Here is an 18940-nt window from a genome sequence, read left to right as displayed (position 1 = left end):
GTTAATTTAATGATTAAACAAAATGATACCGGCATATAATTCCACCTCAATTTCAAAAAAAGAGCTGCTTGTACTCTGCTATCAAGGTATAAAGTCCCCAGAAGCAAAACAAAAAGAAGAGCCCTTTGCTTCTCTGTCCAGCCTGAGAAATTATCGGCATGTATCAGCAACAAAATACCCTTTCTGATACCGGACAGAAAAGAGAACTCTTCTGCTGTATACTTACTCTACTATTATTTTTATAGATAGCTCTTCCAAGCCCTTGCTCAGCTCCCTTTCTCCTGCCAGGTCAAATACCGGACGTCCTTTCCTGTCAAAATGCACCCGGTGCATTGCCGTACACCTTTTTCCAAAGGGAACCAGTTCGGTTTCACCGTGATACAGAATCCAGGTACTTCCATCATAATCCCGGAAGAAGGAATTATGTCCAGGACCATATACTCCTTCAATGGAATAATAGGATAAGACAGGAGTAGTAGCCTTCTTCCAGGCTGCTGCATCCAGATAATCACTACCCACCGGAATACTCAATAAGCCCAAAGCGTAGGTATACCCGCAGGCAGCCCCGCCGGAATAGGTAATGTACACCATATCCTCCGTAACCAGTGGGTAGGGTCCTTCGTTATTAATTGTTCCCTGTATGTTTTCCCAGCCGTAAAGAGGTCTGGTCAATAACACCGGTTCGCTGGTCAGTACGGTCGGATTCTTCTCATCAATGGATGCTATATAGATCATGGAACCTGTATCCAGGGGTGTTCCAATGCCTTTTCGGAAAGACCAGAGGACACAGGCTCTTCCGCCGGCATTGAAGTATGTCATATCCAGGGTAATCCCCTCCTCTGCCAGATAGCTGCCGTCTGTTCTTCTTACCCTTACGGGTTCTTCCCAATCCTCTGCACACAGGATATCTCCGCCCTTTTTCAGCTTCATCATATGACACTGGGGTCCCCACTGCTTACCGCTTACTGCAAAGAGAATATAAAGTTCCCCTCCGATGCTATGGAATTCCGGCGCCCAAAAGGTCTGAACAAAATTCTTCTCTTCGTTTTCGTCCAATATCAATACTTCTTTATAACCCTCTGCAAATAAACCCTCTATGTTCTCTGCTTCCCGTACAAAGATACCGATATCATTTTTATTGTCATTGGTGGCAATGTAATAATATTTCCCATTCCAGGGTAAGATTACAGGATCAGCATATCCGTGGGCCAAGGGAAAAGGATATTCCTTCCGGAGAACTTTTCCGGTAAGCTCATAGGTTCCGGGTACAGAAAAGTCAATTGTTCCGCAATCCCAGTCCACCTGTTTTTCGGCAATAGAACCATCGGAATAAATTGCTGCCGCTTTTATATCTCTAACTTCATCCAGGGTATTTGCTTTTAAGCTGTCCGGTACCTTGATTTCTGTATACTGCAAGGGACTCCACCTGGAACTTATATGGTTTCCGGTTTCCCAGGCAACCTTCATACTATTTCCGGGATTCACTCCTGGCTGAAAGGCTTCTGGAGATATCCTCTCATATTCCGTTATTTCCTCCGGTTCTGATATACTGCCGGGCTCTGACAAATCTGTTAAGGTATTTCGATAGAATTTTCCCTTGCTGTCTTTCCATCGTAATTCATAAATCTTTTCTCCCGGAAGATAGCGGCACTGCACCTCTTCCACATATTCCTCCTTATGCAGCTGCAACAATTGCTCTTCCCCGAAATCCGTCAGGTCATCGGATTGCCAGAAAAGGACATATCCTCTGCTTTCTGTATCTGCTTCCCCCTGGCCATTTACCCTTATTGCAAGAATGCCGAAGGAACCCTCTGCCCTTTGAAACAAATAGGGGTTCTTTAAGCCTTTTTCCTTTATTACATTGTCCTCATTGATGGTAGCTTTGGCAAAAAGTATGCCATAATTCCTGTTCAGGGGTTGAAACTTCTCCTCCCCTTTCTTACAGGCCAGATGAATACTGTTACTTAAAGACTCCGTATAATCCTTCTCCGGGTCTCTGGTATAAACCATTATCTCCATAGCTTTCTCATATTGCTTCGTCATGCTTACCTCCAAACCTATTTAAGAATATTTACAAATTCCCCCATACCTCATTTCTCTCTGCCGTTTTTGATAGTGAACTTAAAGGATATCAAATACAGAAAGGACATCGCTTCCTTCTTTTACGAAAGCAATAAACTCATACAATTCAGCCCTGCAGCTTATCTGCTGCTTTCCGCTGTAGACCTTTTTGTCAAGTATTTGGATCCAGTTACCTTCCGGCAGATAAACTTCGCGCTCCACCTGGCCCTGGTTTACAATAGGTGCAAAAAGTATCTCCTCCCCATACATATACTGGTCCTCCAGTTTATAACAAATCTCATCGTTGTAATAATCGAAGAACATAGGGCGCATTATGGGTTTACCGGTCTCGCTGGCAATGTCCATATATTTCTGGGTATAGGGTTTCATTCGCTCCCTGATTTCAATGAGTTTCTTTAACTCCGGATAATTCTCCTCTCCAAAGCACCAGATTTCATTATCACCGCCACTTGGCTCAATGATTCCCGGATGACGGGGTTTATGATTCTTGGAACGGCTGCGTGAACCATGGAGTCTCATAATGGGGCTAAACAGACCAAACTGGAACCAGCGGACAACCAGCTCTCTAAAATAGTCACTTTCAATATCACCGCTAAAGAATCCTCCGATATCTGAATTCCACCAGGGAATCCCGCACATTGCCATGGACAGTCCACTCTTGATACTCATTCGGAGAGCTTCAAAGGTGGACATGATATCTCCATTCCAGACAGCAGACCCATATTTCTGACTTCCGGGATAAGCTGCCCTGGTAAGGGAAATGACTTTCTCTTCTCCAACCTCCTTTAAGCCCTCGTAGAACATTTTTGAATAATAATAGGGATACAGCATGGCTGTCTGGGCACCGTTTCCCAGATGGAACTTCAGATGTCCGAACTGCTGGGGATGAACCTCAGGTTCCGCTTCATCCAGCCAGAAATTCCTTATGCCATAACTGTAATAATTCTGCTTGACCTTGTCCCATACAAATTTGGCTGTCTTAGGATTCATGGGATCGATGAAGGTCTGCTGCCCGTAGAAATCAAAGGTACCGTATTGTCCGTTTTCTGTACGCACCAGCATATTGCCTTCGCTCATCTCAAGGTAATTCTCACTGTTGGGGTTGATGGTTGGCCAGATGGAGACAATGGGTTCAATGTTCATCTGTCTTAATTCTTCGCACATGGCTTTGGGATCCGGCCAGTATTTCGGGTCAAATTTCCATTCTCCCTGCTCTGTCCAGTGGAAATAATCGATAACAATGGCATCAATGGGGATACCTCTTTTCTTATACTCCCTTGCCGCCTCCAGTAAATCTTCCTGTGTCTCATAACGAAGCTTGCACTGCCAGAAACCAGCTGCCCACTCTGGAAAAGCTGGTGCATAACCGGTCAGATCACAGTAGATCTTCATGACCTCTGCGGGGGTATCACCGGCATAGACCAGATAATCTGCCTGATAAGCACTATCCGATACCCACAGGGTATGGTTATTGGTCAGCTCACATCTGCCGGGAGAAGGGTTGTTCCAGAAAAATCCATACCCTAAGGAGGAATACACTACCGGCAGTGTGGATTTTGTATTGTAATGCAAGAGATTACAGGTACTTCCCTTACGGTCGAACTGATCCTCCTGTTCCTGACCAAGTCCGTAAAAATGCTCTCCTTTATTTGCATCAAAAATCACCTTGACCTGATAATGGTCACCTTCACGATGCATGTTCCTGGTGGTATAGTCACCTTCGTATTTGGTATGCAGGATCTGTTTTCCGTTGCGATAATAAGTGATAATGCCTCCATGCCATATATTACCTGCTTCAATTTTAGCAGAGACCTTACCATTGGTAATGATAGCCACACTTTCATCTCCGGTAACCACGCAGCTATCAGCTGCTGTCTGGGGCAGCAGTGTCCAGGACTCCTCTGAAATCTTTGCATTTTTCGTTGTCCGGCAGCGCAGGCAGTTGTTGCCGTATGCTTCAATAACCGTAAGCTCGTCTTTTCTTTCAAATACCAGTTTATCCTTATATAATTCTATTTTACCCATAACTTCCTCCTTGTTGCGATTCCTTCTTGCTGCTTATAAGTCTACTTTAGTATAGACGAAAAGCCGAAAGAATACTTTAGATATCTTCACCTAAGTTGATACTATATTGACTTTTTCCATTTATATGCTATACTCGGCTCATATCCAACTTGCATCTGTCAATCACAAGGCTGCACCTTACAGGAGATTATTATGGTAAAATCATTATATACCGATTCCCAGTTCAAGGAACTGGTATCCCACGTCATTTCAAACCGGCCCTATTCCCTGCACCGGACCTTTATTCCGGCGGATTGTGACCTGGTACTATATCAGCATCTCCACGATGAAATCGAATTGTTTTACCTGGAATCCGGTGAGATTGAATTTATGATTGAAGACAGACGTATTCTGTTAAAAGAGGGGGAAGCGATTCTTATCCCGCCAGGTCTGCTGCATATGGCACTTAATCCCCATAGAAGGAATTGCTGTTTTTATGCCTTCCTGTTCAGTACGGTTCTCTTTACCGAAGCCTACTCCCATTCCTCCTATGCACGTTTTGTCCAGCCCCTTAAGCACAACGGTGCCCTCTACGTCCTGCCGTTTTCTCCGGCTACCGGCTGGCAGGACAAGTTCCTTCAGCTGCTGGTGCAGATTCTGGGATTCTATGACCGGAAGGATATCGAGAACTGGGAGCTGGAACTACACGGGCTGCTGTTTCAGCTATGGAATCTTTATTACACAAATCATATGCTCTCTGTTGACCTGTCCGGTACCTACCAGAAGCTCTATGATAAGCTGAAAAATTCCCTACTCTATCTGCAGGAGCATTATGGTGCGGATCTGACGCTGGAACAGCTGGCTGATCGTTCAGGTCTTAGCAAAGGTGCTTTCTGCCGTTACTTTAAAGAGCTTACCGGAATCTCTCCCATTACCTATCTGGTACGGTTTCGAATCCGAAAAAGCTGCGAACTGCTTATAAACAGCGATCTAAAAATAACACAGGTCGCCAATCAGTGCGGTTTTTATAATATCAGTCATTACAATCGGGCTTTTCTTCAATATATGAAATGTACACCGACGGAATACCGCAGGCAGTATCCTGAGAGTGGGAATTAATATGAGGTATTAATACTTTTAGATTTTGGATTTTGGATTTTGGCGAAAGCTGGTCTTTGGGGGTGGACGAAAACCTGGCCTCCTTTTTGTACGTTTTTGTTCGGAGAAGAACCCTTATTCCACTAGTACTGCAGAATCCGCTTAAGACAGAACCGAATAAGCCAAACTCGCGTAGTAACAGGTTGTGCATCTTTTTCAGTTTTTTGCACGCTCAAACAGTGGCTTATTCGGTTCTTGGCGCGGTTTCTGCAGTACAAGTGTCATAAGGAACCTTTCCGAGACAAAAACTCCCAAAGAGGAGGCCAGGTTTTCTGATTATTGTAAATGACTTTATTTCTTTTTTAGTTATGCTGAGTAGAATTATTTTACGGAAGCAGTTATATGGTTCAATAAGTAGGATGTATATTAGATGATTTATTTTTAGAAATGTATTTATAAGCTTTTACTTAATAGCCAGAATTTATCACAATAAAGAATAACATATATATTTTTAACTTTAGAAGCTCAGAACTAATATTTGCAGTACATAAGAATTGACCTTGAACATATCGTGGCTAACAATTATTTAAAATAACGAAGTGCTAGAAGAAGCCTATATGAGTTGGATTTCCTTAGGCTTCTTCTGGCTTGTATTTTATGATATGGTTAGTTGCTTGTTTATATTATTTTTGTGTTTTAATTGATGTTACTGGACTGCTTTTCTCATCTACTTAATGGTATGATTAAAGCGTCAAAAGCCTTGTTTTTACACAATTTCAGGCAAATCGCACAAAACAGAAGAACGAATGCGCCTATGGAAAGGTATTAGAAGTCCTATTCTCCGGATGCTTTGTGCTATGTTATAAAACAGATTGTTTGAGCGAAGCGGGTTATCTGTTTTATAACATGCCAAGCACAAAGCATCCGGAGAATTAGGACTTCTTATACCTTGGAATCGAAGCATGAGTTTTTCTGTTTTGTGCAATTTGCCGTCCCCTTTTGAAGAACTAATCTTTTGACACTTGAATCATGGTAAGGGTAGAACCGGACTTTATCTCGCAGATTGTATCATCGTATTTCAGCCAGAGATCTGTGGCTGTTGGATTACTTATGCGTTTGCCGTCTGCGCTGAATATTAATTGCTCGTAGGCTTTGGTGTACTCGTATATTTGAATGTTGGTTGCATACCACACATCTTTTCTATTGCTGATATATTCGGCAAATTCTTCTATTACCTGCCAGTTGTCATCGGCTTCAAATTCATAGCTGTGTCCCCATAGATAGAACAGATAAGGTGCCCGGTCGACTTCGTCTTCTGTGAACTTTTTGGCAAGCTGCATTAGCTCCGGTGCTTTATGATGACAGGTGGCGGTCAATCTCAGCCAGTCGGCAGGCATTCTGAAATCGAAGGTGGAGATTACGGTTCTTGCATAGGCAATTCCGCAGTTTTTCAGTATTTCTACTACGCTGTCACTATAGGTACCAAAGGGGTATGCCATTCCGCGTACTATAGTATTAAACTGTTTCTCCAGGCGTTCTCTGTCTTCTGTAATTTCCTTTATTACCAGATTTCCCGACAGCTGCTCGAGAAATGGATGGGTGAGGGAATGGACTGCAATTTCCTGGCCGGAATTCTGAAAGCACTCATTTATCTGCTTTTCTGTCATTCTTCTATGTATCTGACCGGCTGGATACTCGGTACCCTCCTCTGCGTATAAGCCGCTGTTCAGGTTAAAGGTTCCTTTTAAGCCATATTGCTGCATGATTTCCAGCAGCTTTTTATCCTGCTCCACTCCATCATCGTAGCTTAAAGTCAGTGCTTTTGCTTTTCCTTCCGGATATCTTAAGTGTATACTTGCCATAACAGTCTCCTTTCTTTACTACCCCAATCTTTTATTTTCAGGGTTATTATACACTTGAAAGATGAATTTCTCAACGATTTTTATCTCAGCAGTATAAGTTCTCTGATCCCGAAAACGATGGATTGCCTCTGCCTGGCTTATTGCAACTCTATACTGATATGATGCGTACTTTCCTTTTCCAATCCCATTATTTTGTGTTTCTCAATTCTGTCTGTATTTTCCCCGTATAATATTCCATCTATCTTGATGCTGCCGATTTGATACTCTCCAAACTCTTTTTTACTTTTATTGAGATATTCCACTTTAAATTTTCTTTCCCGGTAGGTCAATGATATGGAAGCTGAACCAGCTTTGTCAAATTGTTCTTTCAAAAGCCCCGGTTTCAGGACAAGTGTGCCGTATTTCCCTTTTACTCCATACATTTCTGTCAGCACTGTCAGCAGGAGCCAGCTGGCTGCTCCCGTAAGATAATGATAGAGACCGTAACCTCTGGCATCTATATATTCTGTTATTCCCGGGTACACCCTGCTCTTTTCGAAATCACTCAGCTGTTTATAAAGGGTGTTGATTACCTTATAGGCCTCTTTGGCAAATCCTCTCCGGTATAAGGCGTTGGCATACATCACTGCCATATGAGAGAAGACCGCTCCATTTTCTTTGTGCCCATAAGCAAACCCGAACATTCTGCCAAGGTCCGTTTTAACTTCTCCAAAATCAGTGTTGAGCCTGTAGCCGCCTGCTTCCTTTTTGTACAGGTAGTTATCTGCCGCCTTTATGATCTCAAGGCACTGGGCTTCTGTTGCCGTACCGGACATTATGGTAAATACCTGACCGGTAAGCATCATTCTCGCCCCCGATGGATGGTCTCCCTCCACCCTGCTGCCTTTGTTATCGTAGTAACCATTAAACCAGGAATATCCGTTCTGATCGGTTATCCACTCTTCTTTCCTGATATGGTCTTTGATCCACTGGCTTTTCTTCTTAAGATTCCTGATCAGTTCCTCAATGGATACCTCCAGCGTTTGTCCGCTTATAGTATGACGGCAGATTTTATGATATTGCTGAAGGAGTTCTTTTTTTCGTAGGATGCTGTCATAAAGCTCCTGACTGTCCTCCAGTAACAGGCTGATTTCTTCTGCCAGTGTCAATACCCTGACATTCTTTTCCTGTCTCAGCTCTTCGAGCAGCTCCGCCATATCGGACAGATTTCCGGCATAAGCAGCAGTAAAGGCAACACTTTCCCCTCTTTCACCTGCCATATCCAGAGCATCATTCCAGTCAGCTCCCCTTAAACGGAGGTTATTATGCTCTCCTACATCGTAAAATGCTGTCAGGTTTTGCAAAAGCAGATGTTCCAGTACTGTTCCCCTATATATTCCTCCCTTATCGGTACATACCAGATTTCCCTGCTCCTCGGACCAGTTTTCATCTTTTCCTTCTCCTCTGTCTGCCTGGTTATCTTTAAAATAAACAACCTCCTCCAACAGTAAATCCAGATCTGCGCTTTGTTCGATATAGAGTTTTGTTGTCAAAAACGGCCAGAAACCATGATCCATCCATACACGGGTAATGTTATTCCTGTCTGCGATAAATTCCCCCGGTTTTGATCCGATTATGGTGGCATTGGTTCCGTCTATTCGGACACCTGCAAAATTATTTAATATCATTTCCCTCACTCCCTGGGGGTTCATGATCAGCAGTGCCAGACAGTCCTGCCATAAGTCCCGCCAGCCTCTTCCGCCTTTTCCATAGTCATGATGGGGCAGAAAGGAGCAGCCGTAAATGCGTCGTAACATAGGCTGAAAGTTTACCCAATACATCCAGTTATCAAAGTTCTTATCACCGGTATGGCAGGATAGGTTTATTTTATACTTCCAATAGCTTCTGGTCTCTTTCAGTGCTTTTTCAAAGAAATCTTCCGACAGAAATTTGACAGCAGTCTCTTTCATTTCACCCTCTTCGTCACCATAGGATAAGGAAAGGATATAAACGCTCTCTTCTCCCGGTTTTAAGACAACCTCGGCAAACCGCAATCCTCCCAATGCCTCATAACCATCTATGGTGTAATCACGGCTGACCGGCAATAAGGTACCTTTCATTATAGCCTCCGGATTCTCCAAAGAACCTCCGTTTCCGATAAAATCATCAACTACCGGAAAGAAGCCTGTGGGGTTTCCGCTTTTTTCTGATTTTCCAAATACTCCATATACCCAATGATTCTGCTGGTGCCCTCTTTCATCAAACGCCAGGGTAGGATGGACCAGCACTCCGTTACTGGTGGTTTTGATCCGATGAAGCAAGGAGGTCACATGCCTGTGATCTCTGAGGTTATCCGCAGAACGTCCGTAAATGGGCACGGCTGCAGTAGGTGTTATTATCATTTCTTCAGCACCTTCATTGCGTATCCGTACTTTCATCAATTCTATTCTTTCACCGGTTGCAGGTACAAAGGAGGTTATGACAGAGCTGATTCCAAGACTTTTATTGCGGCGTGTTACCTGGTGCCACATAATTCCCGCTTCCAGTACTGTCTCTTCTTTTTCTTCCGTAAAAATTTCCGCTTGCTGCCTGACGGATACCCCAGTGGCTGACCAGGCCTCTTTGCCATTGATAAGTACCCAGAAGTTCCTGGTGGATTTGTTGTTATGTAAGTCCTCACTGCTTACAGGCTGAAGCAGAAAATTGTGCTGCCCGGTTTTGGAATCCCCACCTAATAAGGGTGTAATACTACTCATTACCCCCTTTTCATTGGCCAGAGGGAAATACAAATAATTTGTTGTTTCCGGGTTCGGCAGCCGGAAAGTTCCCATCTCATCGATAAACTGATATTGTTTCATTTAAGCTCGGCACCTCTTCTTCCTTATAATTTTATCTTTACTATCTCGGTTCTTTTCACGACACATTGCCGGTTCTGCCTGAGAAACTGTATAATGGATATACAATTTTTCCTGGACAGAATCGGCAACATTCTTGCACTCCTGTAATGTATTTGTTTCTTGATATTTTTCTCTTCTAATTCTTTATGAAATCAGATGTTTAAAGCGTCAAAAGCCTTGTTTTTACACAATTTCAGGCAAATCGCGCAAAACAGAAGAAGGAATGCGCCTATGGAAAGGTATTAGGAGTCCTTTTCTCTGGATGTTTTGTGCTATATTATAAAACAGATTGTCTGAGTACACATAGTGTACTCATGCGTAGCGAGTTGTCTGTTTTATAATATTTCCAGCACAAAATATTCAGAGAATTAGGACTTCTTATACCTTGGAATCGAAGCATGAGTTTTTCTGTTTTGTGCAATATGCCATCCCCTTTTGAAAAACTGATCTTTTGACACCTGCATCATCAGATTACTCTGCCAGTGTAATGCGTATCCAGTCATATTCTGCCTGAAGGGGGGTCTTTCCATCATATGTACCTAACCAGGAATCCACTCCGGTTCCGGGCCAGACATTCATCATAACCTTTCCGGCAGTAACGGGAATGTCTTTCTCCGCAGTATGTACGGCTTTTCCGTCCACATACCAGGTAATCTTATCCTTAAGCCACTCAAAGCCGTAGGTATGAAACTCTTCTGAGGCATCAAATCCAAGCTCATGGACATATTCATGCTCCCCTACGCCATTGGTAAAATAATTGAACTGTACCTTTGTCGTATCTTTACCCAGAAATTCAATATCTATTTCATCCCATGGATTATTATCACTGGGTCCAGTATAGGTGAAAAAAGAGGATACCACTCCATCATTCTTTATGGGTTTCATCTTTACCTCATACTTTCCATAATGGAAGAATTCTTTGGTACGGTACTCACCACCGGACCATTTTGGGGACGCCTCCGGACCATCGGCATCAATGGTTAATTTCATGATGCCATCCTCAAAACTTACATTATCCCCTCTCCAGGTACAATCGAACATACTGCCGTTACTCCAGCCGTCGGCTTTTTGCATCTTTTCTTCTTCATAACCGTCAAACTGCTGCTCCAGTGCTACTTCTTTTTTCGATGAACAGCCTGTTAAAATCATTCCTGCCATTAGTAGGAATACCCCCTTTTTTAGTTTTCTCAACATGCACTTTTCCTCCAACCTGGGCTTTCTGCCCATGCTCTGAAAGCCTTTTACTGCTTTCACCATTCTTTCCATTATCAGTATAGCTACCAAAGAACAAATGTAACAGGGTACAAAATTATGATAGTCCCTGATAAAATTAATAAGTTGAGAGGGAATCCCTCTCAACTTATTATTCTGCTAGTCCTTGTATGAACTCTTTATATGATTTTTCTCCGAATACCAGTCTGTTCAGCAGATCATAATACTCACCCGACTGCTCCTCCGACATGATCTGATCGTAAGCCGGATATAATACCTTACTTCTGCCGGAGTTCCAGCTCTGATAGAGAATCGGGTATTTTTCTTCTTCCACTGTCTGATTTTTATATACCGGCAGACCTGCTCCCATATCATTTACTACAACGTTGGAAATGCTCTGCATGACCTCCATATACATCTGGATAAGCTCCTCCTTTTGGGGTATGGCGCCATATTTATTGATAACAAAGGTATCGACGTAACCTCCGATACCCTCCCTTCTGTTACCATTTGGAAAAGGAATTACATCCACTTTCCCTTTGACCTTGGATTTATCTCCCTCCAAAAAGGTGGATCCCCAGCTTCCATAATAGAGCATTGCCGCTTTCCCCTGAGCAAACTGATACACTGCGTTATAGCCATCACACTCCAGATAATTCCGCTGCCATATCTTCTTCTCCGTCAGCTGTTCCATTTTTTTTGCAGCCATCTGAAACTGCCCGGAGGAAAATAAAGACTGGTCCTTAACAGCACGGTAGATGGTATTTCCCGGCCCTTCCTCCTGTACCAGACTCATATAATAGAGGGAGGACAGCCAGCCTTCTTTTGCACCGGTGACAACAGGTATTACACCCTGTCTTTTACACTCCTCCACAACCTTCAGAAACTGCTCGTAAGTATTGGGATATTCCATACCATATTCCCGAAAAATCTCTCTGTTGCAGAATATGTCCGCTTCCCAGCCATACAGGGGGAGAGCATAGATCCTGCCCTCAAAGGTAAAGGCATCGAGGCCTTTACTGCGAAGGTCCTCAGAGATTTTTTCCTCTCTCACCGTATCCGTAATCTCCTGTATCATACCGGCATCAACAAACCGTTGCAGCTTGCTGTATCCCCACATAAAAAACAGATCAGGCAAACTGTCTGTTAACATAGCATTGTTGACTGCTGTCTGATATACCTCATTTTTGTAAACCGTTACTTCAAAGGCAACCTCCGGGTGGTTTTTCCTATACTGCTCCAAGGCAATATCCAGTGCCTTCTCCGTGTCTCCGTGAATAGTCCATATACGAATCACTTCTTTTTTTCCATCCCTGTCCGATTTATTTCCCCATAATAAATCGGAATATATCTGGATCAGGATCAAACCCAGTAAAATCCCCAGCACAATTATCAGCTGTACTATCTTTTTCCTTCCCATATTTTTTTCATCCTCCGGATAACCCTTCTCTTTTATATGATAACTTTGATACTAACATATAAAATCTTCAAAAAGCAACCTTGAACACAAGATTGCTTTTTGGAATACCTGTTAACCTTTTACTGCACCTGCTGTCATTCCGGTTATGAACTGTTTCTGGAGCCCAAAGAATATTAACAATACCGGCAGGGTAGTAACACATCCCGCAGCCATTAACAGGTCATACCGGTTCTGATAATTTCCCACATAAAGTCGGATTCCCACAGGAATCGTAGCCACCTCTGAGGAAGTTGTAAGCACCCAGGCAAAAAGCAGTTCATCCCAGGCCATTAAGAAGATATAAATTCCTGTGGCTATGAGTCCTACCTTTGCCACTGGCAGAATAACCTTTATAAAAGCCCCGAACTTGCTGCAGCCGTCAATGATAGCCGCCTCCTCAAGTTCAATGGGAATACTGGCAAAGAAACCTCTTAAGATCCAGATGCTGAAAGGAATAAAAAAAGCAGAGTATACGATGACAATACCAGGATAGGTATTAATCAGGCGGATTCCCAGTGTCTCCTGTATCCTTATGAACATCAGATACAGTGGAAGCAGGAACATAATACCCGGAACCATCTGTGTAGCCAATACCGTTGCCCCAAAGATACCGGCCCCTGGAAAGTTAAATCTGGAGACTGCATATCCGGCAAGGGTGGCTATTGTCAGAGCAACGATGGTCGTACATCCGCACACAATGACACTGTTCTTAAAATACTGAAAAAAGTTAACATTTTTCCACATTTCCAGGTAATTCTCAAAATGATTGGGTGCACCGATATTTCCGGTTGCAATCTGCCCCTGTGTCATTAAAGAGGTTGCAATCATCCAGATAATCGGGGCCACTGCAAAAATTACGAAAATTCCCAAAATAAAATTTGCAAGAAAGTTAAGTCTCTTTTTCCTTCTATTATAGTTTGTTAAAGTTTGTACTCTCATTATTCATCCACCACCAAATCATTTTGAAATACCCTGTACCAGATTGCCACCAGTCCCATTACGCAAACCATTACAACCACGGTTGCGGCAGCACCGGTTCCGAACTGCCAGATCTGAAAGGAATTACGGTTAATGTTCGTCATGAGCAGGTCTCCGTATTTTCCGGGAAAACCGGCACCGTGACCAAACATCATGGAAACAATGTTAAAGGAGTATACATAGCTGATGATTCCGTTCAGTATCTGAATGGATAATACGGATCTTAACAGCGGCAGCGTAACATTGCAAAAACTTCTCCAGGCATTGGCACCATCTATCTTGGCTGCTTCATAATATTCCTCCGGTATCTGCTGCAGACCAGCCAGCAGCATCAGCATTACAAATGGTACCTGTCTCCAGATCGTCGGAATTATGATAGCTACCATAACCGCAGGGCCCGTGAGCCAGAAGGGTTTGTTTGGAAACAAGTGCAGGATATCTACTAAAATTCTGTTGATGATACCATCCTGCTGCCACATAAATCCCCATAGCATACCAACTACAAAGGAGGGAACTACCCAGGGTGTCATCAGCAGTGTTCTGGCAATACCTCTGAATCTAAACTTCCGGTTCAGCAGTACCGCTAACAGCATGGCAATGGAAATTACCAGGATACTGCAGATCAGTCCGAAAATGGCTGTATTTCTTAAGGCGTCAAAAAATCCCGAACGTATGGTACTGTTCGCATCAAATAATACCGCTTCATAATTATCCAATCCGATAAAAGGGGCCTTAAGAAATTTCTTAAGGGTAAACTGATTGAGCTTTAAAAATGACATTATTATTCCGGATACGATGGGAATAAAATGAATCACGATCATAGCTATAATGGCCGGTGCAATCAGACAGTAGGCTAACTTGTTCTGCCTGATTCTCTCCAGCATCCCTGTTCTTTTCTTCTTAGGGCTTCTTACTTCCCGCTTCTTTCCTGTATGTTTCATCCTTACTCCTCTATTGAAAAACCGCTGCAGTCTGTATTTTCACCTTGCAGCGGTTCCTTTCACTCCACTATCTTGTTATTGTTGGTTGTATATAATGGTGCACTCGCTTGCTGTCTGCTTTAAGAATTCTTTCGTCTGTTCCGGCTTATACTCGCCATATACTCCCATAACATTATCCCAGACATTACTTAAACCTTTCTGCAACAGGGTTTCGGAAGGCCCCCATCCTGCCACGGAAGGATATGCTTTGCCAAAATCAAGCTGTGTCTTGAAAGCTTCTCTTAAAGGTTCTTCTGAAACGAATTCCGTTTCATAAGCTGCTTTTACTGTCGGTAAATTACCGCAGAATCTCTGATAAGCAACCTGGGCATCCGTAGACATTAAGTACTCAATTACACGATAAGCAGCTTCTTTGTTCTTGGAGCTCTTGAAAACGCTTAGCCCGCTGCCGCCAAAAAAGGCATATCTTCCTTTGGGTCCTGCCGGGAAGGGAGCTGTTCCGATCTTTTCAGCCAGTTCCGGCTGCTCTCTTCTTAAAGTAGCGATTTCATATGCACCGCTGATGATAACAGCTGCTTCTCCCGCATTAAAGGAGGCTTCCACCTCTGCGGAATTCTTCTCCAGTGCTGCCATGCTCATCAGGCCTTCCGTAGCAAGCTCTGTATAGAATTTAACACCTTCATAGGCTTCTTCAGAATCCACTACGCTTGTCTTGTTATCTGCTGCTATGAATTCACCGCCGGCACCCCAGATCCAAGGAGCGAAATTATGTATAACATTCCAATCGTTCTTACCGGGCATCATCAAAGGCGCAGCTTCTTTTCCATCCACGGTAATTCCCTTCATCTTTTCTAACGCTGCTTTGAATTTATCCCAGGTCTCAAAATCGGTCTCAGGATTTACTCCTGCTGCTTCACAAATGTCCTTACGGTAAAACAGTGCTCTTGTATCTATAAACCAGGGAGCGGCATATCTTTCCTCCCCTGCTCCCAGAATCTGAGTGGTAGGAAGTGTAGCAGGAACAAAAGCTTCTTCTCCTCCGAATTTATCATAAATTCCAGTCATCTCCTCCAAGGCACCCATAGCTGCTACAGCCGCGACCTGAGTTGTTCCAAGCTGTGTAATATCCGGTCCTTCTCCGCTGGTAGCTGCTGTTGTGATCTTAGTCCAGGCAGAGCCCCAGTCTAATACGGTCAGCTGTACATCAATATCCTTGTTCTGCTCAAGGAACGGTGCCAGAACCTCTTTCAGGTTATTTTCCGGATCACCACTGTTTGGCATAACCCACATAGTTACGATTGTTTTGTCTCCACTTTTATTGGCTTCTGTTTCTCCGGCATCTTTTCCGGTTTCCGTTGTTGCTGCTTTATCTGACGATGTATTGGTATCGTTTTTGGAGCTGCACCCAACGAATGATGTGGCTAAAAGCATAACCACAAGTACACATGATAATAATCTTACTTTCATGATGTATCCCCCTTTGCTTTACTTGATGGATAAATTATAAAACAAAGTCCGGGGTTCGATAACTCTATAAAATTACGATATTAAGGGGTAAAATTCTTAATGTGAATCCCTCTTGCTGATTCCTGTTTCATTTTGAAAGGGAACCTTTAAGATAACCTTTGTGAATTCCCCTTCTCTGGACTCAATCCGTATGATATCTGAGATGTTTTTGATATCGTGAGATAGCGAAATCCTCATTACCACGGATCTCAGACCAAAGCCGGATTCTGCTTCCAGGGACTCGCCTTTCATAATCCGCTCAATGATATCCTTTTTAATACCGCTGCCGTTATCTTCAACAGTAATTTCAGCATAACCTTCTTTCGATTCTGCTGAAATTGTGATCCTGATAGGTTCCCCCATTTGCTTGATTCCATATTTAATACTGTTTTCCACCAAGGTCTGGATGGTCATTTTGGGGATCTGCAGATCCCCTGCTTCTGGATCAATCACATAAGTTACCCTTAAGATATCCGGATTTCTGATAAGGGCGATTTTAATATATTCCTCAACAATCTCAAGCTCATTTTTCAGGGATATCATATCTTTTCCCTGGTTCAGGCATGCTCTGTAATATTTTGCCACAGATTTTACCAGCTGGTTTGCGGATTCTTTTTCTTCCACACTGATAAGGATACTGACAGCATTTAAAGTATTATACAAAAAATGAGGTTTGATCTGGTGGTTTATTACAGACAGCTCAAGTTTTTTCTGCAGCTTCTCTCTCCGTTCCACTTCTTGTATAAGACCGCGGATCTGTTCCATCATTTCATTGAGCGCTTTGGATATATCGTCTGCTTCCGAATAATACTCTTCTTTTGGAAACAGGATACTCAGATTACCCTGTATTCCGATTTTTCTGGCCCTCCTGGCAATTTCCTCCAACGGGCTGGTGACCCGTCTTTTGATAATTACGGAAGCTATCAGGATAAATTCTATGGTAATAATAAGCAGTAAGATCAGGGCAAATTCCACATTGGGTGCATACAGAGATACTCTTGCCATTCCGTAAATTTCACCCTGTATACTGTTAATCTTCCGGGAACTGTACTGCTTTTTATGAAAGAGCTGCCACCAGCTGTCATCGGCTTCTTCCCGGTAGACCAACAGATTTCCATACTTTTCAATGCCTGAATCTGACGGAAAAGATATGGTATTACCCTGACCGCTTTTTATCAGGACTTCATAATCCAGCTCCTGAAGATAGAGGTTGATTTTCTTCTGCAGCTCGTTGGGATCCAGGAAAACGATAAGATATCCCAGATGCTTCAGTGTAGTTTTGGAACGGATACTGCCTACCAGATAAAAAGTATTGTCTCTTTGAATTTCTATATTGTCTCTTCCAATCTCCCAGTAAAAACTGCTTTTCTCCTCTTGATTATCAGGATTGATTCCCAGCTCTTTCAGAAACTGGCCCGGTTCCTGGTCAAAGACCGGCTGCTTGTATTCTGAAATAACATCCTTTCCCAATACAATATGAATGGATTGTATTTCATTTCTCTCCGCCATCTTGTTCATCAGGAAAGTGCTGATTTGCTTGCTTTTTCCTTCTTCTTTTCCATCAATTATATCCTGGAGCTCCTCATCGATAATCAGGTTATAGGAATACCGTTTTATATCTTCCAGCTGCATGTTGATAAAATAAGAAAAGGTAGTCAATATCCGGCTGTTATTCAGATTCTGCCGGTAGACCATCTCTTTTCCTGTAATGACAAAGAAAAAAAGGAGGCCTAAGAACAGGGAGATAATCATTGTCCTGATATAGCTGCCAAGCAATACACTGGTTATGGTCTTGTCCGTCATCTTGACCTGGGGGTGCTTCTCTTTAAAAATCATATTCCTCACACTCTGTTTTCTTATAATCGTTTGGTGTCATTCCAATATATTTCTTGAAGAGTTTCGTAAAGTAAGTGGTGTCGGTATACCCAAGATAATTACACACTTCATAAATCCTCATATTCTTCTCTTTTAATAGGTATTTTGCTCTCTGCATCTTAATCTTAGTTACATAGTTCAGAAAATTCTCTCCCGTCTCCTGTTTGAAAAGACTGCAGAAATAATTCTTACTGATATTAAGGTAATTGCTTATGATGGTCAATCCGATTTTCTCATCAACATGATTTACCACGTACCGGCTGGCCTGTCTTACTACATTGTCTTTATACACCAGCAGGTATTTATCCAATATGTCAAACAGCCTTTTAATTTCCAACTCAAACCGTTCTGTAAGAGCAGTTCTTGACATATATTTCTGCCGGCCGTCAGTGAGGTTTACGCCCAGGGGCTCCAGTTTGTTCAAATTAGCGTATTTCTTATTGATTGCCTGTACAATTTCCTCCAGAATATAAGAAAACCGAAGGTTCATCCCGCTGATATCCTCCAGTTCATACTGTCCCTCCTCTTCCAGAATGGCAGCCAGAAGCTCATAGGCCTTGGAGTCTGTCAACAGGACTGCTTCAATTAATTTTTTATCAAGTTCCCTGGTATATTTTCTTTCCACAGGAACTGTAAGGGTCTTTTTCACCTGATTCAGGGTTTCTATAATCTGATTCTCTGCAATAGGCTTTAAAATATATCCGGCTACACCGTATTCGATTGCTGACTTTGCATACTCAAACTCAGCGTAGGCAGTTAAGATTACAATTGCTTGTTTTCCTTTTAATTCCTTTACTTTTTTTATATATTCCATCCCATTCATAATGGGCATTTCAATATCTGTTATAATCAGGTCGATATGGTGCTCTTTCAACTGCTTTAGTGCCTCTTCACCGTTTTGTGCTTCATAGACTGTATGAAACTCAAGCTCCTCCCACGGTATCAGTTTTTTCAACCCCATTCTGACGATGGGCTCATCATCTACTATCTGTACTGTAAACATCCCTGCTCCTCCTTAACCTTCTTTCTTTACTTTATAAAACTTCT

General features: G+C 42.7%; 12 protein-coding genes. 1 reads left to right on the top strand and 11 read right to left on the bottom strand.

Annotation, left to right across the window (positions count from 1 at the left end; translation table 11 throughout):
• Window positions 1–222 precede the first annotated feature (222 nt).
• Together BR73_RS0107190 and BR73_RS0107185 are read right to left on the bottom strand one after the other, a co-directional pair.
• Window positions 223–2043, bottom strand: coding sequence for a family 43 glycosylhydrolase (locus tag BR73_RS0107190; RefSeq protein ID WP_033164989.1), 1821 nt, complete (start codon window positions 2041–2043; stop codon window positions 223–225).
• Between the two features lie 78 nt (window positions 2044–2121).
• Window positions 2122–4107 carry a TIM-barrel domain-containing protein gene (locus BR73_RS0107185; RefSeq protein WP_033164988.1) on the bottom strand — a complete coding sequence of 662 codons (1986 nt, stop codon included), beginning with the start codon at window positions 4105–4107 and terminating at the stop codon, window positions 2122–2124.
• Between the two features lie 192 nt (window positions 4108–4299).
• On the opposite strand from BR73_RS0107185, the gene BR73_RS0107180 reads away from it, so the two are divergent.
• A complete protein-coding gene (locus tag BR73_RS0107180) occupies window positions 4300–5205 on the top strand; it encodes a helix-turn-helix domain-containing protein (protein WP_033164987.1) in 906 nt (301 codons plus the stop codon).
• Between the two features lie 986 nt (window positions 5206–6191).
• On the opposite strand, the gene BR73_RS0107175 is transcribed toward BR73_RS0107180, so the two are convergent.
• The 9 genes from BR73_RS0107175 to BR73_RS0107135 form a co-directional block, all read right to left on the bottom strand.
• Complete coding sequence (locus BR73_RS0107175; RefSeq protein ID WP_033164986.1) at window positions 6192–7046, bottom strand: polysaccharide deacetylase family protein; 855 nt, start codon at window positions 7044–7046, stop codon at window positions 6192–6194.
• Between the two features lie 137 nt (window positions 7047–7183).
• Entirely contained in the window at window positions 7184–9883 is a 2700-nt protein-coding gene (locus BR73_RS0107170) for a cellobiose phosphorylase (protein ID WP_033164985.1), read from the bottom strand.
• 510 nt (window positions 9884–10393) lie between these two features.
• A complete protein-coding gene (locus BR73_RS0107165) occupies window positions 10394–11116 on the bottom strand; it encodes a glycoside hydrolase family 16 protein (protein ID WP_081848754.1) in 723 nt (240 codons plus the stop codon).
• A gap of 169 nt (window positions 11117–11285) precedes the next feature.
• Window positions 11286–12554 carry an extracellular solute-binding protein gene (locus BR73_RS0107160; protein ID WP_033164984.1) on the bottom strand — a complete coding sequence of 423 codons (1269 nt, stop codon included), beginning with the start codon at window positions 12552–12554 and terminating at the stop codon, window positions 11286–11288.
• Between the two features lie 111 nt (window positions 12555–12665).
• The gene (locus BR73_RS0107155; protein ID WP_051685027.1) at window positions 12666–13532 is read right to left on the bottom strand and encodes a carbohydrate ABC transporter permease; all 867 of its coding nucleotides are present in this window, start codon (window positions 13530–13532) and stop codon (window positions 12666–12668) included.
• On the bottom strand, window positions 13532–14512 hold the full coding sequence (locus BR73_RS0107150; protein WP_033164983.1) for a sugar ABC transporter permease: 981 nt from the start codon (window positions 14510–14512) through the stop codon (window positions 13532–13534). The genes BR73_RS0107155 and BR73_RS0107150 overlap by 1 nt, the downstream gene beginning before the upstream one ends.
• A 75-nt stretch (window positions 14513–14587) precedes the next feature.
• On the bottom strand, window positions 14588–15979 hold the full coding sequence (locus BR73_RS0107145) for a sugar ABC transporter substrate-binding protein (RefSeq protein ID WP_033164982.1): 1392 nt from the start codon (window positions 15977–15979) through the stop codon (window positions 14588–14590).
• A gap of 96 nt (window positions 15980–16075) precedes the next feature.
• Entirely contained in the window at window positions 16076–17854 is a 1779-nt protein-coding gene (locus BR73_RS0107140; protein WP_033164981.1) for a histidine kinase, read from the bottom strand.
• Window positions 17844–18896, bottom strand: a complete 1053-nt coding sequence (locus BR73_RS0107135; RefSeq protein WP_033164980.1) for a response regulator — start codon at window positions 18894–18896, stop codon at window positions 17844–17846. The genes BR73_RS0107140 and BR73_RS0107135 overlap by 11 nt, the downstream gene beginning before the upstream one ends.
• Between the last annotated feature and the right edge of the window lie 44 nt (window positions 18897–18940).

The organism is Clostridium sp. KNHs205 (assembly GCF_000702945.1).
Taxonomy (GTDB): Bacteria; Bacillota; Clostridia; order Lachnospirales; family Lachnospiraceae; genus Anaerocolumna.
The sequence above is the reverse complement of the archived record's forward strand: the minus strand, read 5'-3'. Positions and strand labels throughout refer to the sequence as shown.